The organism is Flavobacterium aestuarii (genome assembly GCF_040049115.1).
GTDB classification, from domain to species: domain Bacteria; phylum Bacteroidota; class Bacteroidia; order Flavobacteriales; family Flavobacteriaceae; genus Flavobacterium; species Flavobacterium aestuarii.
The window spans coordinates 91,467-112,764 of sequence record NZ_JBDLZZ010000007.1; the positions used below are offsets into that span (position 1 = coordinate 91,467).

16 protein-coding genes and 2 tRNA genes are annotated in these 21,298 nt (G+C 35.4%); 10 read left to right on the forward strand and 8 right to left on the reverse strand.

Features of this window, described 5'->3' with window-relative positions:
• Nucleotides 1-240: 240 nt before the first annotated feature.
• The 3 genes from ABEG11_RS09440 to ABEG11_RS09450 all read left to right on the forward strand — a co-directional run bounded on the left by ABEG11_RS09440 (nucleotide 241) and on the right by ABEG11_RS09450 (nucleotide 4,100).
• On the forward strand, nucleotides 241-3,000 hold the full coding sequence (locus ABEG11_RS09440) for a TonB-dependent receptor (RefSeq protein WP_348823923.1): 2,760 nt from the start codon (nucleotides 241-243) through the stop codon (nucleotides 2,998-3,000).
• Between the two features lie 103 nt (nucleotides 3,001-3,103).
• Nucleotides 3,104-3,526, forward strand: coding sequence for a hypothetical protein (locus ABEG11_RS09445; RefSeq protein WP_348823924.1), 423 nt, complete (start codon nucleotides 3,104-3,106; stop codon nucleotides 3,524-3,526).
• Between the two features lie 79 nt (nucleotides 3,527-3,605).
• Entirely contained in the window at nucleotides 3,606-4,100 is a 495-nt protein-coding gene (locus ABEG11_RS09450) for a septal ring lytic transglycosylase RlpA family protein (RefSeq protein ID WP_348823925.1), read from the forward strand.
• A gap of 1 nt (nucleotide 4,101) precedes the next feature.
• On the opposite strand, the gene ABEG11_RS09455 is transcribed toward ABEG11_RS09450, so the two are convergent.
• Nucleotides 4,102-4,569, reverse strand: a complete 468-nt coding sequence (locus ABEG11_RS09455; RefSeq protein ID WP_348823926.1) for a CYTH domain-containing protein — start codon at nucleotides 4,567-4,569, stop codon at nucleotides 4,102-4,104.
• Between the two features lie 106 nt (nucleotides 4,570-4,675).
• Between ABEG11_RS09455 and dinB the strand changes: the two genes are divergently transcribed.
• Nucleotides 4,676-5,758, forward strand: coding sequence for a DNA polymerase IV (gene dinB, locus ABEG11_RS09460; RefSeq protein ID WP_348823927.1), 1,083 nt, complete (start codon nucleotides 4,676-4,678; stop codon nucleotides 5,756-5,758).
• 9 nt (nucleotides 5,759-5,767) lie between these two features.
• On the opposite strand, the gene ABEG11_RS09465 is transcribed toward dinB, so the two are convergent.
• Entirely contained in the window at nucleotides 5,768-5,944 is a 177-nt protein-coding gene (locus ABEG11_RS09465) for a hypothetical protein (RefSeq protein WP_348823928.1), read from the reverse strand.
• A 56-nt stretch (nucleotides 5,945-6,000) separates the two neighbouring features.
• Nucleotides 6,001-6,231, reverse strand: a complete 231-nt coding sequence (locus ABEG11_RS09470; protein ID WP_348823929.1) for a hypothetical protein — start codon at nucleotides 6,229-6,231, stop codon at nucleotides 6,001-6,003.
• Nucleotides 6,232-6,645: 414 nt separating this feature from the next.
• On the opposite strand from ABEG11_RS09470, the gene ABEG11_RS09475 reads away from it, so the two are divergent.
• A complete protein-coding gene (locus tag ABEG11_RS09475) occupies nucleotides 6,646-7,056 on the forward strand; it encodes a very short patch repair endonuclease (protein WP_348823930.1) in 411 nt (136 codons plus the stop codon).
• 89 nt (nucleotides 7,057-7,145) lie between these two features.
• On the opposite strand, the gene ABEG11_RS09480 is transcribed toward ABEG11_RS09475, so the two are convergent.
• The 3 genes from ABEG11_RS09480 to rseP form a co-directional block, all read right to left on the reverse strand.
• Nucleotides 7,146-7,219 (reverse strand) — tRNA-Asn (locus ABEG11_RS09480).
• Nucleotides 7,220-7,257: 38 nt separating this feature from the next.
• Nucleotides 7,258-7,331, reverse strand: a tRNA-Asn gene (locus ABEG11_RS09485).
• A gap of 82 nt (nucleotides 7,332-7,413) precedes the next feature.
• Nucleotides 7,414-8,757, reverse strand: a complete 1,344-nt coding sequence (gene rseP / locus ABEG11_RS09490; RefSeq protein WP_348823931.1) for an RIP metalloprotease RseP — start codon at nucleotides 8,755-8,757, stop codon at nucleotides 7,414-7,416.
• Between the two features lie 352 nt (nucleotides 8,758-9,109).
• Here rseP and ABEG11_RS09495 point away from each other — a divergent pair, with 352 nt between their 5' ends.
• The 5 genes from ABEG11_RS09495 to ABEG11_RS09515 all read left to right on the forward strand — a co-directional run bounded on the left by ABEG11_RS09495 (nucleotide 9,110) and on the right by ABEG11_RS09515 (nucleotide 17,025).
• The gene (locus tag ABEG11_RS09495) at nucleotides 9,110-10,177 is read left to right on the forward strand and encodes an NADH:flavin oxidoreductase/NADH oxidase (RefSeq protein WP_348823932.1); all 1,068 of its coding nucleotides are present in this window, start codon (nucleotides 9,110-9,112) and stop codon (nucleotides 10,175-10,177) included.
• Nucleotides 10,178-10,278: 101 nt separating this feature from the next.
• Nucleotides 10,279-11,319: a Gfo/Idh/MocA family oxidoreductase gene (locus tag ABEG11_RS09500; RefSeq protein WP_348823933.1), complete on the forward strand. Its 1,041-nt coding sequence runs from the start codon at nucleotides 10,279-10,281 to the stop codon at nucleotides 11,317-11,319.
• 79 nt (nucleotides 11,320-11,398) lie between these two features.
• Nucleotides 11,399-12,613, forward strand: a complete 1,215-nt coding sequence (locus ABEG11_RS09505) for an MFS transporter (protein WP_348823934.1) — start codon at nucleotides 11,399-11,401, stop codon at nucleotides 12,611-12,613.
• A gap of 207 nt (nucleotides 12,614-12,820) precedes the next feature.
• Nucleotides 12,821-15,658 carry a carboxypeptidase-like regulatory domain-containing protein gene (locus ABEG11_RS09510; RefSeq protein WP_348823935.1) on the forward strand — a complete coding sequence of 946 codons (2,838 nt, stop codon included), beginning with the start codon at nucleotides 12,821-12,823 and terminating at the stop codon, nucleotides 15,656-15,658.
• A gap of 17 nt (nucleotides 15,659-15,675) precedes the next feature.
• Nucleotides 15,676-17,025, forward strand: a complete 1,350-nt coding sequence (locus tag ABEG11_RS09515) for a DUF5689 domain-containing protein (protein WP_348823936.1) — start codon at nucleotides 15,676-15,678, stop codon at nucleotides 17,023-17,025.
• A gap of 83 nt (nucleotides 17,026-17,108) precedes the next feature.
• Here ABEG11_RS09515 and ABEG11_RS09520 read toward each other — a convergent pair whose 3' ends face one another.
• Both ABEG11_RS09520 and susR read right to left on the reverse strand, forming a co-directional pair.
• Nucleotides 17,109-19,226, reverse strand: coding sequence for a glycoside hydrolase family 97 protein (locus ABEG11_RS09520; protein WP_348823937.1), 2,118 nt, complete (start codon nucleotides 19,224-19,226; stop codon nucleotides 17,109-17,111).
• Between the two features lie 322 nt (nucleotides 19,227-19,548).
• Nucleotides 19,549-21,195, reverse strand: coding sequence for a SusR family glycan utilization regulator (susR, locus tag ABEG11_RS09525; protein WP_348823938.1), 1,647 nt, complete (start codon nucleotides 21,193-21,195; stop codon nucleotides 19,549-19,551).
• Nucleotides 21,196-21,298: the final 103 nt, after the last annotated feature.

The window sequence follows — 21,298 nt, forward strand, 5'->3', positions numbered from 1 at the left end:
AGATTTAAAAAGAGTTTTTTTTTAAATTATTCAAATCAAAATGATTTCTAATGAATTTTAAGCTGCCATATTCTTATTATTTTCGCTTAAATAATAATAAAAAATAAAAATATTAATTAATAAATATATATATGCTTATTTACTATGCACGTATAGTAAAAGATGCATTTTCTTAAAGCATTGTTAACATTTATTCGTTTAATTGTTATAATTTTGCCAAAAATATTTAAACTAACAAGAATGAAAACAATGAAAAATTGGTTACTCTCTGGATTACTGTTTTTAATGGTTTCTACAGTATTTTCACAAGGAAAAATTACAGGAACTATTACAGATGGACAAAGTACATTACCTGGAGCAAACATTGCTATTAAAGGTACATCAGCTAGTGTTTCAACTGGTTTTGATGGTAAATTCACCATTGAATCGAACACGGACTCTGGGCAATTAATTATATCTTACATTGGTTATGCCAGCCAGACTATTGATTTTACGATTTCTAATGGAACTGCAAATTTAGGCAGAATTGTTTTAATTGCAAATTCTAATGAATTAAGTGAGATAGTTGTAAAATCATCTGTTGTAGACGTTGCAAAAGACAGAAAAACACCTGTTGCTGTTTCAACAATCAAATCAGCTGAAATTCAGGAAAAATTAGGAACTCAGGAATTTCCAGAAATCTTAAAAAACACACCTTCTGTATATGCTACAAAAGCAGGTGGAGGTTTTGGAGATTCAAGAGTGAACATCCGTGGTTTTGATCAAAAGAATATTGCTGTTATGATTAACGGTATGCCGGTAAATGATATGGAAACGAGTGCTGTATATTGGAGTAACTGGGCTGGATTGTCTGACGTAACTTCTGCAATGCAGGTACAAAGAGGTTTAGGATCTTCAAAATTAGCAATTGCTTCTGTTGGAGGAACAATTAATGTTATTACTAAAACTTCAGATCGTAAAGAAGGAGGATCAGTTAGTTCTTCTTTCGGTAATGCTAATTACTTGAAAACTCAAGCTTCATATTCTACAGGAAAATTAGAAAATGGTCTTTCTGCATCTGTTTTATACAGCCACACTATGGGTGATGGTTATGTAGATGGAACTGAGTTTGTTGGAGATAATTATTTTATCGCTTTAGGATATTCTACCAAAAATAACAAACACGATATTCAATTTACTTTTACAGGTGCGCCACAATGGCACGACCAAAGAAGTTCAAATATTACAATTGCTCAATATCAACAGTATGGTGTTGATGGTGAGCCAAACATAAAATACAACTCTGATTGGGGTTATTTGAATGGTGAAAAATTCAACATGGTTAGAAACTACTACCACAAACCAGTTGGATCTATTAACTGGGATTATAAAATTAACGAAACTACAAGTTTATCTACAGTAATTTACGGTTCTTGGGGTCGTGGAGGAGGATCAAGAGGAGCAGGAGGTGTTAGAGGGCAAACTTATACAGCTAGTGCATTTAGAACTGTTGATGGTTTGGTTGATTATGATAAGATTTACGCCTATAACTCTGGACAAACATCTGTTTTTGTTGATGGAGAGAATAGAACAAGAACCGAAATTAATGGTAATTATCAAAACAGCTCAAGTACAGGTAGAACTGGTAGTGCACCTAATTATGTTTACAATACTACTTCAGGTATTTCACAAATTTCATCAATCAATTCTCATGACTGGTATGGTGGTGTAATTAATTTCAACAAAAAATTCACAGAAAACCTTACTTGGGATTTAGGTCTTGATGCAAGAACATATACAGGAATTCACTATCAAAATTTAAATAATTTATTGGGTGCAGATGTATATTTTGATAATTTTGACGTGAATAACCCAAATCGAGTTTTAACGAATACTTATACAACTAAGCCATCTGGAAATCCATTTGCTAATGCTAAAGATGGAGATAAAATCAATTTTAATAATGATGGAAAAGTAAATTGGTATGGAGTATTTACTCAGTTGGAATATTCAAAAGATAACTTGACAGCATTTATTCAAGGAGCTGTTTCTCAACAAGGTTTCAAAAGGGTTGATTATTTTAAATACAAAACGACAGACCCGCTTTCTTCTACAGATTATGAAAATATTCTTGGAGGTAATGTAAAAGGGGGAGTAAACTATAACATTAATGAGCATCATAATGTTTTTGTTAATGGAGGATTTTATTCAAAGCAGCCATTCTTTAATGCAGTGTATCCAGGAAATGCTTCCTTAGTTAATCCGTATTTAGTGAATGAAAAAATTACAGCTGCTGAAGCAGGATATGGTTTCCGTTCTGGAATTTTTACTGCCAATGTGAATTTATATTACACTACTTGGAAAGATAGAAATTTAAGAACAAATGATCCTAATACAACTGGCAATCCTGGAGGTTATTATGATTATACAGGACTTAACGAAACTCACATGGGTGCTGAATTTGAGGGAACTGCCAGAGTTACTGACAGATTTAGAGTAAACGGAATGTTCTCTTTTGGAAACTGGGAATACAGTGGAAATGCTAATGCAACGTTATACAATAACAGCAATGTTGAATTGAGTAATGGTCTTCTGTACTTAGATAAGGTTAAAGTGGGTGATGCTGCTCAAATGACAGCTTCTATCGGTGCGTCTTATGAAGTATTGACTAGAGTTACTTTGGATGCTAACTATAATTACAATGATAATTTATATGCAGCAATTTCTCCTAATAATTTTACAGCAGCTAATAACAGAGGGTCTTTAGAATTACCTTCTTATGGATTGGTTGACGCTGGATTCTCATACAAAATGTTAGTAGGTGCTAAAAAAAATAAATCAGTAAATTTCAGATTGAACGTGAATAATGTTTTTGATGAAATATATATCGCTGAAGCAAAAACAAACTTTTTTGCTGAAGATTTCCCTGCCCAAAAAACCTATAAAGGCATAGCAGTTAATAACCAGGTTTTCTTCGGATTTGGAAGAACTTATAACTTCACTTTGCGTTACGATTTCTAATATTTTAGAATCTATATAAATTAAAAAACGGCATTGACTTTTAGTTATATGCCGTTTTTTTATGCTCTTTTTTGTTATATTTGTTTAAATTAAAAAACTTTTTATGTATACTATTTTACAAAAAATTCATTGTGTTTGGGCCTATGTTGCACTGTTAGTTTTAGTTATAGCAGTTTTAAATGCAATTATAGGAATGTCTTCCAAAAAAGAATTTACTTCAAAAGACAAAAAAATTGCTTTATTTGGATTAATTGGAGTGCATGTTCAATTACTAATTGGTTTGATTTTGTATTTTGTATCTCCTTTAGGATTAAGCTCTTTAGGGCAAATGTCAGATAAAGCATTGCGTTTAACTTCATTAGAGCATCCATTAATTAATCTGATCGCTATTGCTTTGATTACTATTGGCTGGTCAAAACACAAAAAAGCATTAACCAGTGAATCAAAATTTAAAGGTTTTGCAATATTTTACGGTTTAGGTCTTGTGCTTATATTAAGCCGGATTCCTTGGGCCTTGTGGTTCTAACCTATTTTAAAAGTCCTGAAAAGGACTTTTTTTTACTATATTTTTTGCAGTTCAAAAAGTTTCACCTAATAAACTATAAATGAAAAAAATAATCACACTTTTATTTTTACTAGCCACCGTTGGCATAGTAAGCGGTCAAAGTACAATTATTAACAGCAAAAAATTTTCCATTAATAAAGACACTGTAAAAAAAACTGCAAAAGTTGCAGAAAAAGTTATAGAACCAGCTGCTATCGCCCCAGATACTGTAATTGTTGAAACTGGAAAATTTGTATTATTTAAAAAGAACGCTCACGCCTCTTATTACCATGATAAATTTAATGGAAAAAAGACGGCCAGCGGCAAGAGGTTCGACAATACTAAATTAACGGCTGCTCATAGAAAGCTTCCTTTTGGCACCAAACTCAGAATTACAAATGAGGCTAATGGAGCATCCGTAATCGTTGAAGTTATCGACCGTGGTCCTTTTGCCAGAGGAAGAGAAATCGATTTGAGTAAAAAAGCTTTTATGGAAATTACTTCCAACAAAAGAAGTGGCGCCGTAATTGTTAAAATCGAAGAATTACGAAAGTAAATTACCAGTTTTTAAACGGATTACTGCTTAGATAAGCATTATAAAATCTTTTATCGTTGGTTACTTCTTCGCCAAGCCAAATAGGTTTTTCAAAAGTTTCGGTTTCGGATTGCAGTTCAACTTCGGCCATGATCAGCCCCTCGTTTTCGCCATAAAATTCATCGATTTCGATAATGTGCCCGCCAGATCTGACTTCGAATCTTGTTTTGTCAATTACCCCAGTTTCGCATAAAAGCAGTAAGTTTTCAGCTTCATCTGCAGGAATTTCTTTTTCCCACTCAAAACGGGACAGACCCGATTCGCTTGAAATTCCTTTTATGGTCAAAAAGCCTTTGTTGCCTTTTATCCGAACCCTTACGGTTCTTTCGGGTACTGAACTTAAATAGCCTTGTTTTATTCGGTTCTGAGTAAAAGCTTCGGCTTTGAATCTATTCGAGACAACTAGAAATTTTCTTTCTATTTCTATCATTTTTAATAAATTTCAGAAGTTTTTGTTTGATAAGTATCAAAGATATTCATTTATTTTTTAACAGTTAATCATTCCATTTGAGTTAAAACGTTTCTAAATTTGTGATATGCCCGATTCAATTCCATATAGAAAAATTATACACATCGACATGGATGCGTTTTATGCTTCGGTGGAGCAAATGGATAATCCCGAATTGCGGGGAAAACCAATAGCAGTAGGTGGTGCAGAGAATAGAGGAGTGGTTTCGGCAGCAAGTTATGAAGCAAGAAAATTTGGTGTCCGCAGTGCGATCAGCGGTGTTTTGGCAAAAAAAAATTGCCCTGAACTGATTTTTGTAAAACCGCGTTTTGACCGTTATAAAGAAATTTCCAAAAAAATACATAAGATTTTCCGAGATTACACCGATTTAGTAGAGCCACTATCGCTTGACGAAGCTTATTTGGATGTCACCAAAAATAAAAAAGGAAACCCAAGCGCTACGTTATTGGCGCAGGAAATTAGATTGCGGATTTTTAATGAAGTGGGATTAACCGCTTCAGCAGGAATATCTGTCAACAAATTTGTTGCAAAAATTGCCAGTGATTATAATAAGCCTAATGGACAGAAAACGGTCAATCCAGATGAAGTGATTGCTTTCCTGGAGCAATTGCCTATTCAGAAATTCTATGGAGTAGGGAAAGTTACGGCCGAAAAAATGTTCCAGCTTGGAATTTTTACTGGTCTGGATCTTAAAAACAGACCTTTAGATTTTCTCGAAAAGCATTTTGGCAAATCGGGTGGTTTCTATTATAATGTGGTGCGAGGCATTCACAATAGTGAAGTGAAATCCAATCGGATAGCTAAATCGGTAGCTGCTGAATATACTTTTGACAGCAATCTTTCTTCCGAAATATTCATGCTGGAAAAACTCGAAAAAATAGCAATAGAATTGGAGCGCCGTTTAAAAAAGCATCAAGTTTCAGGAAAAACAATTACTCTTAAAATCAAATACAGTGATTTTACCCAGCAAACCAGAAGCAAGACAATGCCTTATTTCATTGCTGAGAAATCTTTGATTTTAGAAACCGTAAAAGAGCTGCTGTACCAAGACCGAATGAAAGATTCGGTGCGCCTTCTGGGAATTTCATTAAGCAATTTGAATACCGAAATCAAGAAAACTATCGTGGTTCAGCTTAAATTTGATTTTTAAAAGACATTATTAGCATTTATAAATAATTGGCTCGACTATGGTTTCGATTATAGATTCTATAATCGGAGTATGAAATGCAGCTTGAATTGTCCTTTTGTTTAAATGGTTTGTAGTCGTAGTGATTATTCTATGTGATTCAATACCAGGCATTTTGCCGTTGACTTCGTTTTTTATAATTGTTTTCATAATACAGAAGTTATTGTGTCAAAATTAGAATTGCATGTTTTGTTGTTGACGAAGTTTTATTTCGCTTTTTTAAGACTTTGTTTTATTTCTATAATTGAACCATCAAAGGGATCTGCCATTGGGTCAAAAATAATGGTCTTAGGCTCACTAGTACTAATAATTTCTTCTTTTACTGTAGTTTTATCTGCCTCAATAATTTTTACATTATTTAAATGTTCTAACACATTCTCGGGTAAGAAGGCAAATTTTGAGCTATTATATTCTTTACTTGATTTACGCTTTTTCATTTTCTGATTTATTTTAAAAGAGAATTGAATTCTCAGCATTTAATTTTTTCGATATCTTATTGTTTTGTTTTTATTATGCTTAAATGTTTTTAAAGCTTTGATAATGGCTAAATTATTAAATTATTATCACTGAAATCAACTTAATTGTGATAATTTTTTAATTTATGTGAAATTGTTTTTTGGGCTGTCTTTTTTTTATTGATACCATTTTTATTGGTGTAATTTTTTTTAAACTTTGTATTAATAGCTGATTTCGATAATAATTCAGAAATAAAAATTGTTATGCTACAAAGAAAAATCAGTGTTGAAAATTTTGTTTACAGCGATATGTTAATGTTGAAATGTTACATCAATATCTTGAAATTTATTTTATAGATGTTATCGTAATTTTAATGAACAATAAAACTTTTCAAAATGGATTGCATGACTCCAGAGCAGCGTTCCAAAAACATGAGCGCTATAAAAGGAACAGGTACAAAACCTGAAATAAGGATTCAGAAAGCGCTCTGGCATTTGGGGTACCGCTATCGCAAAAATAACAGAACCGTTTTTGGCAAACCAGACATTACGTTCAAAAAACAAAAGCTGGCAATTTTTGTAGACAGTGAGTTTTTTCATGGCAAAGATTGGGAAACAAAGAAAAAACCGCAAACAAATGCTGAATACTGGCATAAAAAAATCATCCGGAATATGGAAAGGGATATAGAAGTAAATAAATTCCTTACGGAGCATGGATGGACAGTCCTTCGTTTTTGGACTAATGAAATAAATAATGATCTGAATGCATGCTTATCGGTAATAAGAGCCCTGCTTGACAGCAAATAGTTTATCACAGCTTTCCGGAATCAATCAAATCCATGAAGAAGTAACTGGTTAGAAACAAAAAATCCTAATCATTGCTGATTAGGATTTTGCTCCCCCTCTTGGGCTCGAACCAAGGACCCTCTGATTAACAGTCAGATGCTCTAACCAGCTGAGCTAAGGAGGAATCACCTTAAAGGTATGTATGTTTGCTAAAAAAAGTTGCTCCCCCTCTTGGGCTCGAACCAAGGACCCTCTGATTAACAGTCAGATGCTCTAACCAACTGAGCTAAGGAGGAAGTTGTTGCTCTTTTTAGCGAGTGCAAATATAGTCGAATTTTTAATTCTCCAAAAATATTTTCACTCTTTTTTTAAATATTTTTATTTGCCTGTAATTGCTTTGTAAATGTCATTCCCATTAGCAAACAAAAGCAATGAGATAAGGAGTACAAAACCAACCATTTGGGCATTTTCAAGGAATTTGTCACTTGGTTTTTTACCGCTCACCATTTCAAATAATAAAAACATTACGTGACCACCGTCAAGTGCCGGAATAGGCAATAAGTTCATCACACCAAGCATAATTGATAAAATTGCTGTAATACTCCAGAAAACTTCCCAGCTCCAGGAACTTGGAAAAATGTTGTAAATCGCGTGAAATCCACCCACTTGTTTGTAGGCTTTGGTTTCAGGATTGAAAATCATTTTTAATTGTTTTCCGTAACCCACTAATTGATCTTTACCTTTTTCGATTCCAAAAGGGATAGATTCAAAGAAACTGTAGTTTTGGTGCGTAATTTTATAATAGCCTAATTTCTCTAAAGATTCAAGATCTAATCCGCCAAGGTTAACGCCTAATTTACCATCATTATTTACTTTAACATTTACAGTAACCTGTTTTTGATCTCTCAAAACTACTGCTGGAATCGTTTTGTTTTTGTTCTCCTGCAAAATTACTTTGGCCTGATCCAAGTATTTTGTTGGCTGTCCATTCAATGAAACCAGAATGTCTTTTACTTTTAAATCCTTATTAGTAGATTCATCAGCAATTTTTCCAATAACAAACGGAATTCGGATAGTAGCCAATGGCTCTTTTTCCACTTTAGACAATTGATCAACAAAATCGTGAGGCATTTTTATAGTTTGCTCAACACCATTTCTTTCAATGGTAACTTCTTTGGCTACGATAACTTTACCATTAATCTCTTTGTCAAAACGGATAACTTTTTCTCCGTCAACAGCTATTATTTTGTCTCCAGATTTGAATCCGGCATCAATCATTGCTTTATTCTCGATCAAAAGACCGTCTTTCATGTCAGCATTTGCAATATAAGAATCCCCATAAACAAAGGCCATTCCAATATATATAATGAAAGCCAAAATAAAGTTTACAGTAACACCACCCAACATAATAATCAAACGTTGCCAAGCCGGTTTCGAACGAAATTCCCAAGGTTGCGACGGTAAAGCCATTTGCTCCTTGTCCATACTTTCGTCAATCATTCCTGATATTTTTACATAACCACCAAGTGGCAACCAGCCAATACCATATTCAGTCTCCCCAATTTTCTTTTTTAGAAGTGAATATTTAACATCAAAAAACAAATAAAATTTCTCGACTCTGGTTTTGAATAATTTTGCAGGGATAAAATGCCCTAATTCGTGAAGTATAATAAGTAATGATAAGCTCAATAAAAATTGAGAAAGCTTGATAATTATTTCCATTTTGTATTTTTCGGTTCTTTAATGACGGACAAAAGTACTGTTTTCTATTTTATTAATTACGCAATATTTCTTGGTATCGCTTTAAAACTTTGTTAATTAATGTGTTTTTCATTTTTAATTTGGCGTTAGTGGGATAACTTTGTTACAGCTGGGCTTCTATATTTTTTAGGAGCATAAAGATTTGGCATTTTAGGAATAATGGCTCCCGCTCTTCGTTGCAATCTTTTTATTTTTAAAGAAAAAATAAAAAGGATTTCCACTTCGATCGGGGCTAAAGACAAACATAGTGCCTTTTTGCCAGCATATACAATTACAATCAATCAGGTTTAAAGTACTAACTATCATTTCATTTATGACATCACAATTATTTTCTCCACTACAGATAAAAAGCATCACGCTCAAAAATCGAATCGCAATATCCCCAATGTGCCAATATTCCGCCGAAGAGGGTTTTGCCAACAATTGGCACTTAGTGCATCTTGGAAGCCGTGCCACAGGCGGATCGGGCTTAATCATTCAGGAAGCCACAGCCGTTTCCCCAGAAGCCAGAATTTCTCCCTCCGATCTAGGTTTGTGGAGTGATGATCACATCAAAAAACTGAAAAAAATCACCAAATTTATTATCGGTCAGGGTTCCGTTCCGGGAATTCAATTAGCTCACGCCGGAAGAAAAGCCAGCGTTTCATCACCTTGGTACGGCAACAAAAAATTAGCACAAAACCAAGGCGGGTGGGAAACTTTTGCGCCAAGCGCTATCAGCTATCACGACAATGAACAAGTGCCAACAGCCTTAGACACGGCAGGAATTCAAAAAGTGATCAACGATTTCAAACTGGCAGCCCGAAGAGCTGTCGTTGCAGGTTATCAGGTATTGGAAATTCACGGAGCACACGGTTACTTACTGCACCAGTTTTTATCACCTTTAACAAATTTAAGAACTGATGAATACGGAGGCAGTTTTGAAAACCGAATCCGATTTACACTCGAAATTCTACAGGCAGTACAATCCGAATGGCCAAAAGAATTTCCGCTACTAGTGAGAATTTCCGCCACCGACTGGGCAGAAGGAGGATGGAATGTTGAAGAATCAGTTGAATTGTCCAAAATCTTAAAAGAAAAAGGAGTCGATTTAATAGATGTATCTTCAGGCGGATTGGTGTCTCACCAGAAAATTCCGTTGAGGTCAGGATACCAAGTTCCTTTTGCAGAGCAAATAAAAAAAGAAACAGGAATTTTGACAGGAGCCGTTGGTTTGATTACCACTTCGCAACATGCTGAAGATATTGTGGTAAGTAGTAAGGCAGATATTGTTTTATTTGCAAGAGAATCGCTTAGAAATCCAAATTTAGGATTAACTTTTGCACACGAATTAGGAGTCGATGTCCAATGGCCGAAACAATACGAACGGGCAAAATTATAAACACTAATTACACTAATTTTCACGAATTATTTGAAAGCTTAAATTAGTACCAAAGTTCGTGCTAATTCGTGCAATTCGTGTTAGTCTTTAAAACAAACAATATGCAAAAAATAAAAACAACACTATTATCATACGGGATGTCTGGAAAAGTTTTCCATGCACCATTTTTAGAATTACATGAAGGATTTGAATTGGTTGGATCTTGGGAAAGAAGCAAACAATTAATCCAATTGGATTATCCCAATGTAAAAAGTTTTGCCACGCTTGAAGAAGTGCTTCAAAGCGATGTGGATTTAATTATTGTAAATACACCCGTAGGAACTCATTTTGAATATGCAAAACAAGTCTTACTTGCCGGTAAGCACGCATTAGTCGAAAAAGCATTTACCACCACTGTTGCCGAAGCTCAGGAATTGGCAGATTTGGCCAAAGAAAAAGGTTTAAAACTTTCGGTATTTCAAAACCGAAGATGGGACAGTGATTTAAAAACTGTAAAGCAGATTGTTTCGAGTAAAGTACTTGGAGAATTAGTAGAAGCAGAGTTTCATTTTGACCGTTACAATCCAGTTTTGAGTCCGAAAGCGCATAAAGAAACTGCCAATGCAGGAGCTGGAATTTTAAAGGACTTAGGACCGCATATCATTGATCAGGCACTGTATTTATTTGGGTTTCCTCAAAGTGTTTTTGCTGATATCAGAATAACCAGAGAAAATTCTCTGGTAGATGATTGGATTGATATTCTGCTGTTTTATCCAGATTTCAGGGTGCGTTTAAAAGCTGGTTTTTTTGTAAGAGAAGCTAATCCTGCTTATGTTATTCATGGCAAAAAAGGTTCTTTCCTGAAACATCGTGGTGATGTGCAGGAAGACGAATTAAAGTTGGGCAAAAAGCCAAACCTTGATTCCTGGGGTACTGAACTAAAAGAATTGGAAGGCTTTTTGCACACCGAAATTGATGGCGAAATCATCAAGAAAAAAGTGCCGACACTTCAAGGGAATTATTATGATTATTTTGATGGTGTTTATCAGTCTATTGTTAATGACTCGCCAGAGCCTGTATCAGCGCAGGATGGAACTCGTGTAATGCAGATTATTGAAGCTTCGATTCAAAGTTGTGAACAGAAAAAAGTAATAGACTTATAATTTTGGTCACAAATAGTAGAAATGACTTTAAACAAATTCATTTAGTATCTTTGCATTACATTTTTAAAGAGCGACAAACTTGCAATATTTTAATTTTATAGGCTGGTATAAAGCCAAAGGGAAATACAAGAAAAACTATCGTGATGCTAAAGCGTCCTATCTGCTTAGGATTCGCTTGGCAGTTGCGATGTTTTATTTTGCAATGGGATTGTGTTTTGCTACCTGGGCAAGCCGAATACCAACTATAAAAGCTGCTTTGCATCTCACAGATGGGCAGTTGGGAAGCATTCTTTTTGCCTTGCCAGTTGGGCAATTAACAATGATGTATTTTTCGGGTAAGTTAGTAACTCGTTTTGGGAGCCATCGTGTTTTGCCTTTGGCAATCTCTATGTATGCTATTAGTTTAACCAATTTAGGTTTGGCCCAGAATGCTTGGCAATTAGCACTCGGATTATACGTTTTTGGGCTTTCGGGCAACTTGACAAACATTTCGGTAAATACTCAGGGTATTTATACCGAGGGTCTTTTTAGGAGAACCATTATGTCGTCATTTCACGGAATGTGGAGTTTGGCGGGATTTACTGGAGCGTTGGCAGGTTTAGGAATGTTAGCGTTAGAATTAACTACTTATACTCATTTTTTAATTGTTGCGGGAGTTGCATTTTTGCTGATTATTCTGAACTACAAATTATTAATTAAAGCCAAAGAAACCGTAAAACCCGAAAAGAAAAAAGGATTCCGAAAACCAGATCAAGCTCTAGTTTCGCTTGGCGTTATTGGTTTTTGCAGTATGGCCAGCGAAGGAATTATGTTTGATTGGAGCGGTGTTTTCTTTAAAGACATTGTCAAAGCGCCTGGTGCACTGATCATTCTTGGCTACACTTCGTTTATGATTATGATGGCCAGCGGCCGTTTTTTTGGTGACAAATTAATAAATAAATATGGGCGAAAAAAAGTAATGCAGATCAGTGGAATTATGATTTCATCAGGTTTCTTTACGGCGGTTGCTTTTCCGTATATAATCCCTTCGATGCTTGCTTTTATGGTTATCGGATTAGGAGTTTCAACCGTAGTTCCTACTTTATATAGTATAGCAGGCAAACATCCAACAATTCCAACTGGCGAAGCTTTGACAACTGTTTCGAGCGTGAGTTTTCTTGGATTTTTGATGGGGCCTCCAGTTATTGGCCATATCGCCGAACTTTCAAGTTTGCGCTTTTCTTTTGCGTTTATTGGAATTTTTGGTATCCTTATCGCTTTTATGGTGGAGCGTATTAAGGTGATAAACGAATAATCACAAAATATAAGTTTTTGCCTCTTTTTTTAAATAGTTTTTTTCCTATGTTTGTTTTGGGTTTTAATCAAACTTTTTCTATTTGATTGATATTCAAAATGCCACTTTATTTTCCAAAACACTTTTTATCCTTTTAAAACGAATTTAATCTTTGGATTTTTCTGTGCTCTGTCATGGCTAATTCCATTTTGTTTGTAAAAAATAGGTATGCGGAAATTTTTGTTAGGAATGCTTTTTTTATGGAAAGTAACTTTTGCTTTTGCCCAAAAACCAACGGGCGTCAAAGGAAAAATCATTGACACCAAAACTCAAAAGCCACTAGAGAATGCAGTTGTTTCGATTGAAAACACTCAGCTGATGCAGCTCACTTCGAGCGATGGTATTTTTAGTTTTTATGCTGTTGCAGAGGGAAATCAATTATTGCTTTTACACAGCCAGGGCTTTAAAGATATTATACTTTCAATTGTAATTACTAAAGGTCAAATGCTTGATTTGGGAGTTATTCCGATGGATGACAATCAATTGGCAGAACAGCAGACAGGCTTGATTACACTTCTTGAAAGCGATTTAAGCGATGATAATAGCGGTTCCGAAAGCACTTCGGGACTTTTGCAGTCTTCCAGGGATGCTTTTCAGCAGGCAGCCGCATTCAATTGGGGACAAGCCCGTTTTAGAATACGTGGATTAGACAGTCAATATGCCACGACAACCATTAATGGCGTGACGATGAATAAACTCTTTGACGGCCGTCCGCAGTGGGGCGATTGGAGTGGACTCAATAATGCCGTTCGGAATCAGGAATTCACAATTGGCTCTTTCCCATCGGATTATGCTTTTGGCGGTATTTTGGGAACTCAGCAGATCAATACCCGGGCATCTATCTACAGGCCAGGCACTGTACTTTCCTTTTCTGGAACAAATACCAATTATTCTTGGCGAATGACGGGAACGTATGCGTCAGGAATGAATGCCAAAGGCTGGGCATTTGTAGTTTCGGCTGGTACGCGCTGGGCTGAAGAAGCGTATTTTGATGGGACAAATTATAATGCAATAGCTGGTTTTATTAGTGTCGAAAAGAAAATAAACGATCAGCATTCCTTGAATTTCTCTGGATTCTACACACCCAATTCCAGAGCCAAGAATTCTCCCAATACCGCCGAAGTTACCGAATTAACGAGCGAAAAATATAATTCCTACTGGGGCTTTCAGGATGGCAAAAAAAGAAATGCCAGAATAAAAACCATCGAAGAACCTGTCTTGATGCTGAATCATTTTTTTAATATAAATGAGTCGTCGAGCCTGAATTCCAGCGTAACATATCAATTTGGTAAAATCACAAACAGCAATATTGATTACCAAAATGCGAATAGCCCAGATCCAACTTATTATAGAAAGATGCCAAGCTATTACTCTTCAATGTATGCTCCTGATAATGGGGAATTTTCGGGAGCATTCACTCCTGATTATGAAGAAGCAGACAAAAGCAAAGAACAGTTTTTAGCCAATAATCAAATCGATTGGGATGCTTTGTATTATGCCAATCAGTCGCCGGTTTTAGATGGAAATGGCAATGTGATTGGATATACTCCAAGTAAAAGCCATTATGTTTTGTATGAAGATCATACTGATGATCAGATGATTTCAGCCAATTCAATCTTCAATAATCAGATAAGCGATAACCTTTTCTTGACAGCTGGCGGTTATTTCAGTAATTTGAAATCACATAACTACCAGCAATTGACCGATTTATTGGGAGGTTTGTATTTTGATGATATTGATGTGTTTTACAATGGAGATCAAGCACAGTCCGATTTGAATCATCCTAATAGGCAAGTTGCTGAAGGTGATATTTACGGTTACAACTTCAATTATCTGGCAAATACTTTAAACCTTTTTACCAACTTTAAATTCACTTACGACAAAGTTGATTTTTACCTGGCACAAAACTTTATAAGCTCTAATTATCAAAGAGAGGGTTTGTATCAAAACGGAATTTATCCAGCCAATTCTTTTGGCAAAAGCAGGAAAGTTCATTTTGATAATTTTGGTTTCAAAGGTGGTGTTTTATTTAAAATTTCGGGAAGACAGCAATTGAATTGTAACGGAGCGTATCTTTCGAATCCGCCGACAATCAGAAATACATTTCCGAATTCGAGATTGAATAATTCGGTTGTTGATGATTTACAAAGTGAGACCATTAACAGTCTGGATATAAGTTACTTTTATCGTACTCCAAAGTGGCAGACTCGTCTGAGCCTTTTTTACGCCAGTATTAAAAATTGCACACAAACGTCTTTCTTTTATGCCGAAGGAATTTTTGATGATGGAGCTGGTTATGCCAATACCGATGCTTTTGTAAGCCAGACTTTAACACATTTGGACAAAAGAAATCTTGGTGCCGAGATTAGTTTTCAATACCAATTAAGTCCAACATTGATGACTAATTTTTCGCTAGCCTACGGTCAATATACTTATGCCAGCGATCCAAATGTTACTATAACCAATGACGCCCAAGCCACTGAAGAAAATCCGAATCCAGTATTTGATTTTGGAACTTCGACCTTGAAAAATTATCATCAGGCGGGAATGCCACAGCAGGCAGTTTCATTAGGAATTGAATATCGAGATCCAAAATATTGGTGGATTGGTGCCAATATCAATTATCTGGCTGAAAGTTTTATAGATATTTCGCCTATTTCAAGAACCGATACATTTTATAAAAATCCAGCAAGCGGTTTCAATTTTCCCGAGGCTTCAGAGGAAAGAGCGCGCGAATTATTGACGCAGGAAAAATTTGAACCTATAACTCTATTAAATATTTCGGGAGGAAAATCTTGGAAAATAAAGGGCAGGAATGTCGGGCTTTTTGCAACTTTAAATAATGTTCTGGATTTGAAATATAAAACAGGAGGATACGAACAAGCGAGGAATGCTAATTTCAGGCAGCTCAATCAGGATGTTTCCAGCGGGACACCCAATTTTGGCAACAGATATTTTTACGGTTATGGGAGAACCTATTTCGTAAACCTGTACATCAATTTATAAATTTTAAGCAAATAATTATGAAGTTAAAAATTACTATTGTTTTATTAGGGTTTTTAATAGTTGTAAGCAGCTGTGCTGAGGAATTTAGTGTTCCAGAATTAACGTGTAATCAGCCTGAACTAAAAGTAAACCGCACGGCTGAAGAAGTACGTGCTGTAACAAGTTCTATAGTGACACAATATAAATACGATGATATTATCGAAGCCTATGTGGTTTCCAGTGATGAAGGCGGGAATTTTTTTAAGACCATTTCGTTCCAGACATTGGCGACAGCAACAGCTCCGGCGACGGGTTTTAGTGTACCCGTAGATGCTTCAAATACTTACATCGATTTTAGATTGGGCAATAAAGTCTATATAAAAATGAAAAACCAATATACTGATATTTATTATGGAGGTCTGCGCATTGGTGATATTTTTGTCAATAGTTATAATGAAGGCGGTGTAGGCCGGATTTCTCAAAACGATTATAAAAAAGTACTGAATGCTTCCTGCACAGTAATTGAGGAGAGCCAATTGGTAAAGCAGCTTACTATCGAAGAAGCTTTGAACGATGCTAAAATTAATACATTAATCGAATTGAAAGAGGTATCATTTACAGAATCGGCACTAGGACGCCATTATTATGAAGAAACCAATGATGTTGGCGGAGCGACAAACTGGAATCTGCGGGATAAAACTGGCAATCAGATTATTTTCAGGACGAGCGGTTATGCAGATTTTGCAGATCATTTGGTGCCCGAAGGAAGTGGTACAATCCGTGGAGTCCTGACAAAATTTGGTACTGATTATCAATTAATGGCAAGAACAGAAAAAGATGTTGCAATGAATGGAAACAGAAGTATTCCTTTTTTTGCCGAGGACTTTCAGTCTGTAAAGAACAATGTGAATTTTGCGTTGCCAGGGTGGAGCAATGTTGTCGAAAAAGCCTCCAAATTATGGAAAAGCATGGTTTATAACGGGAATGGCTACGCCGAATTTAACACTACAAGTACCACTGCTGCCGAGAATATTGCCTGGCTGATTTCTCCAAAAATTAATCTGAAAGATTATAAAAATGCTGTACTGTCTTTTCGAAGCGCACAGCATGATTTAAAACTCGATTCTCCTCTCAATACGCTGGAAATATATATCTCGGACAATTTTGACGGAGCGAGTATTTCTAAGGCTAAATGGACAAAGCTAACGGCAAAAGTAGCTTCATTGTCATCGCCTTCCCGCACATTCATCAGTTCTGGCGGAATAGATTTATCTCCTTACACAGAAAATATTCACATCGCATTTAAATACATTGGTTCTGGTAAAAACAAGACCTTAAATGGCGCTTTTATGGTCGATGACATTAAGATTTTTGGAGAAAAACAATAAGATTTTAACCGATAAAAAATTAAGCCCCATTAAGAATTGTTACTTAATGGGTCTTAATTTTTTATTGGTTTTTAGATTAAATATTACTTCTTGTTTTCGATAATGCTTATCGCATAACCGCCTCCAGCTGTGCTCAGTTGTGAGAGTTTGGATTTATTGGTTACTTCTATTTTTCGAACAGTGTATGCCTGGGGATTTGTTTTGTAATCTGCATCCTTCCCATCAGCATAAATTGTTGCTATATATTTTTTTCCTTTTTCCAAGAAAGAAAAATTAATGTTTGATGTGCGTGGTTCATAACCGTTAACGTTTCCAATAAACCAGTTATTTGTCCCCTTAGCTTTTCGGGCAACAGTTATGTATTGGCCAGGTTCTGCTTCCAGATAATTGCTTTCGCTCCAGTCTATTGCGACATCTTTGATAAACTGAAAAGCGTCCGAAAATTTATTATAGTTTTCTGGAAGATCGGCAGCCATTTGCAAAGGGCTGTAAAGCGTAACATATAATGCTAATTGATTGGCAATTGTGCTATTTACATGCGATTTATTATTTGGATTTATTTTACTGATATCCATTTCGAAAATCCCTGGCGTATAATCCATTGGGCCTCCAATCAATCGGGTAAAAGGCAGAAGCGTTACATGGTTTGGTTTTGAGCCTCCAAAAGCCTGGTATTCTGTTCCTCTTGCTGCTTCATTGCCAATTAAATTTGGATATGTCCTGCAAATTCCTGTTGGACGGACTGCTTCGTGAGCATTCAGCATAATTTTATAATCGGCTGCTTTTTCTATAGCATATTGATAATGATTAATCATAAATTGGTTGTAATGGTTGTTACCATTAGAAATTATATCGCCCACGTAGCCGCTTTTTACAGCATCATATCCATTGTCTTTCATGAATTGGTATGCTTTGTCCATATGGCGCTCATAATTGCGAACAGACCCAGAGGTTTCATGGTGCATAATTATTTTTACGCCTTTGGATTTTGCATATTCATGCAATTCTTTTACATCAAAATCAGGGTAAGGGGTCACAAAATCAAAAACGTAGTCTTTGTAATGGCCAAACCAGTCTTCCCAGCCTTGGTTCCAGCCTTCAACTAACACTGCGTCAAAACCATTTGTGGCTGCAAAATCAATATATTTTTTTACGTTGGCATTGTTAGCGCCATGCGTAGCATTTGGCTTTGATTTAGAAAAATCGGTAACACCTAACTGCACAGCAGGAAATTCATCAGTATATGACCATGAGCTTTTTCCAGTGATCATTTCCCACCAGACACCAACATACTTAACAGGCTTGATCCATGAAGTGTCTTCAATTTTGGAAGGATCATTCAAGTTCAGAGTCATTTTTGAAGATAAAATGTCTCTTGCATCATCGCTGGCAATAATGGTTCGCCAAGGCGAGTGCGATGGAGCTTGAATATAACCTTTGACTCCTTTTTCGTCTGGCGTGAGCCAAGATTCGAATATCATGTTTTTATCGTCCAGATTAAGATGCATGCAGGAATAATTGATCAGTGCAGCTTCATGCAGATTTATGTACAAGCCATCATTTGACTTCAGCATAAGCGAGGTCTGTACTCCAGTTGGTGAAAAAGAAGTTTGAGATAAGTTTGCAGTTTTTGCCTTTTCGGTCAAACCTCTTATTTCAGATAACTTCGATGTAGTATAATCATATTCCTGTGTATCATAATCGCCTGGTATCCAAAAAGCGGTGTGGTCTCCAGTCATTGCAAATTGTGTCCGTTCTTCTTTTATCACAAAATAAACCAGATTTTTTTGTGTTGGAAATTCATAGCGGAAGCCTAAACCATCATTAAATAATCGAAAGCGGATAATAATCTGCCTATCAGTTTCTTTTTGATTAAGTGTTACCGCAAGTTCGTTGTATTGATTTCGAATTGTTGCCACTTCTCCCCAAACGGGTTTCCAGGTTTCGTCAAACGAAGTGGTTTTACTGTCGATTAAAGTAAAGTCATTCAGCAGTGACTTTTTATCATTTTTAAGCTCAAGTCCTAATTTGCTTGGCTTTATTACTGTTTTGCTTTTGTATGTTAAACTATAGCTTGGCGTTCCGTCATTTTGTAACGAAAATTCCATACTGAAATTGCCATTGGGAGATTTCAGCTGCTGTGAATGGCTGGATTGCAATGCCACCAGATAAATTAAAGCTGCATAAAGTAACTGTTTCATATAAATAAAATTTGTTGTTGTTTAAGATCGTTTTACGAAATCGATTTATTTTAAAAACATTGATTGCTTTTAAATGTAACGATGACTATGTCATAACAATGTTTGAAATTTATTGTTTCCGAAAAAGTAAAAGTATATGCTTTGCAGCTGGTAAAATTTATGTCTTTAAAAAAAGTAGATTGTTTTTTTAAAATTACTAAATAAATAACTAAAAATCAATTGATTGCTGTTTTTTGTTTTTTTAAAAAAGTGGTGTAATGGGAAATTAAAATTTGAAAAATCATGAAAATTTAATTTACGAAGACTCTGGGGGAGGCTTTTTTTATTTTTTGTTTGCACCAATCTGCATAACTCTTTCTTCAAATTCATCTCTAGGTCCAACTGATTTGTTTTTCAGCTGGGAACGATAATTGTAAATTGTCGAAATCGAGTACCGAAGAAATACAGCAATTTTGGCACTGTCTTTTATTCCTAAACGGATGAGCGCAAAAATCCGTAATTCTGTATTTAGCTGTTCGCCTTCCTTTAGATGTATAGCTTCATCAGGATGCAGCAGCATATTAAAATCATGAATAAAATTTGGAAATAACTGCAAAAAGGTTTTGTCGAAATTAGTATAAAATTCTTTTAATTCATTTTCGATATAATCTTTGGATTTTACAGCGCTCACGAGGTCTTTTATTTTTCCTGTGGTTGCCAGTACATTCAGTTTTCGCTGATATTCATCGAGTTTTCCTAAATAATCGGAACTTTGATCCATGTAACGGCCCAGATAGATTTCTTTTAATAAATTGGCTTCTGTTAAAGTGCTGTTAGACTGATTTAATTTTTCATTAAAAGTATTTAACTCAGCGTTCATTTCTGAAAGTTTATCGTTAGCCGAGCTCAGCTCTTTTTTTGCTATTGATAATTTTTTCATCTGCTTAAAAAGTAAAAATAAAAGCGTTAACAAAACCAATACCAGGAAACCTGCACTGATTAAAAAAACGATTAGTTGAAACTTATTGGTTTCATTCTGCTGCTGATAAGACTCACTTATAATGGGAAGCATTTTCGATATTTCATAAGTCCTTAGGCGTGCGTTACACGCAACAGCATCATCAAGAGAACGCTTGATATATGTGTAAGCTCGGTCAATGTCGCCATCTTCAAACAATAAAAAAGCTAATGAGCGAAGAGAAATATACTCTTTTTTGGACAACTGCAAGTCTGATAAAGCAGAAATGCTTAGCCATTTTTTTTCCTGCACCCTATCGTTTTTTTGTTTGTAAGCTTGCGAAATGATATAGGAAATAATTGCTCGGTTAGGATCAGTATGATTAATTTTTGGAAAATAAGGAATCAATAAACGTAAAGTTTCATCAGGTTTTTTGCGGTCTATGTCCCAATCTGCTTTAGCAATGATATATGAAACGGAATTTACTGGAAAGTATGTGATACAAGAGTCTCTGTGTTTTTTTGAAATAGAAAGATATTTTTCTTTTTCTTCCGGCGACGAAGCGTTATCGGACATTTGTCCATATATTATTCTGCTAACGCCATGATAGAACCCTTCTAGGGAATATGTATTTTTAACTTTAATAGTATTTAGGATATCGACACCTTCCTTGTACATGCCTAGTGTTCCCATTATGGAAACGAGGTTAATTTTGGCCTGAATTATTTTTTTCGGGTTTTTAAGGCTTTCTGCAAATTTTAGATTTTTTCGTGCATAAACCAAAGCAGAATCCGATTGGTAGGAATTGTAATTATTATATAATCGTTGAGAAATCTCGTATTTGTATATCGTATCGCCTGCAGTTTTTAAAAGTGATTTGAGCTGGGCGATTTCGCGTTCTTTTTTTTGGGTGTAATATGTATTGTTTTCAATAGTTTTGTCAATTTCAGATAATAATGCACCGGAATTTGTTTGGGCTTTTAAAAAAAAAGGCGCAATCAGAACAGTGGCAAATAACAAAAATCGATTCATTGACAAGGATTTATTTATTTCTGTAAAATAGTAAACTTTAAAAGATAAAACCGTCTTAAATCTTTAAAGACTCAAGACGGTTTCATATATGTGGAGTACTGAA

Coding starts and splice junctions, on each gene's coding strand:
- ABEG11_RS09475 (WP_348823930.1), top strand. CDS start 6,646: ATGGATTGCATGACTCCAGAGCAGCGTTCCAAAAACATGAGCGCTATA.
- ABEG11_RS09510 (WP_348823935.1), top strand. CDS start 12,821: ATGCGGAAATTTTTGTTAGGAATGCTTTTTTTATGGAAAGTAACTTTT.
- ABEG11_RS09515 (WP_348823936.1), top strand. CDS start 15,676: ATGAAGTTAAAAATTACTATTGTTTTATTAGGGTTTTTAATAGTTGTA.
- ABEG11_RS09495 (WP_348823932.1), top strand. CDS start 9,110: ATGACATCACAATTATTTTCTCCACTACAGATAAAAAGCATCACGCTC.
- ABEG11_RS09500 (WP_348823933.1), top strand. CDS start 10,279: ATGCAAAAAATAAAAACAACACTATTATCATACGGGATGTCTGGAAAA.
- susR (WP_348823938.1), bottom strand. CDS start 21,195: ATGAATCGATTTTTGTTATTTGCCACTGTTCTGATTGCGCCTTTTTTT.
- ABEG11_RS09465 (WP_348823928.1), bottom strand. CDS start 5,944: ATGAAAACAATTATAAAAAACGAAGTCAACGGCAAAATGCCTGGTATT.
- ABEG11_RS09455 (WP_348823926.1), bottom strand. CDS start 4,569: ATGATAGAAATAGAAAGAAAATTTCTAGTTGTCTCGAATAGATTCAAA.
- dinB (WP_348823927.1), top strand. CDS start 4,676: ATGCCCGATTCAATTCCATATAGAAAAATTATACACATCGACATGGAT.
- ABEG11_RS09440 (WP_348823923.1), top strand. CDS start 241: ATGAAAACAATGAAAAATTGGTTACTCTCTGGATTACTGTTTTTAATG.
- ABEG11_RS09450 (WP_348823925.1), top strand. CDS start 3,606: ATGAAAAAAATAATCACACTTTTATTTTTACTAGCCACCGTTGGCATA.
- ABEG11_RS09470 (WP_348823929.1), bottom strand. CDS start 6,231: ATGAAAAAGCGTAAATCAAGTAAAGAATATAATAGCTCAAAATTTGCC.
- rseP (WP_348823931.1), bottom strand. CDS start 8,757: ATGGAAATAATTATCAAGCTTTCTCAATTTTTATTGAGCTTATCATTA.
- ABEG11_RS09445 (WP_348823924.1), top strand. CDS start 3,104: ATGTATACTATTTTACAAAAAATTCATTGTGTTTGGGCCTATGTTGCA.
- ABEG11_RS09520 (WP_348823937.1), bottom strand. CDS start 19,226: ATGAAACAGTTACTTTATGCAGCTTTAATTTATCTGGTGGCATTGCAA.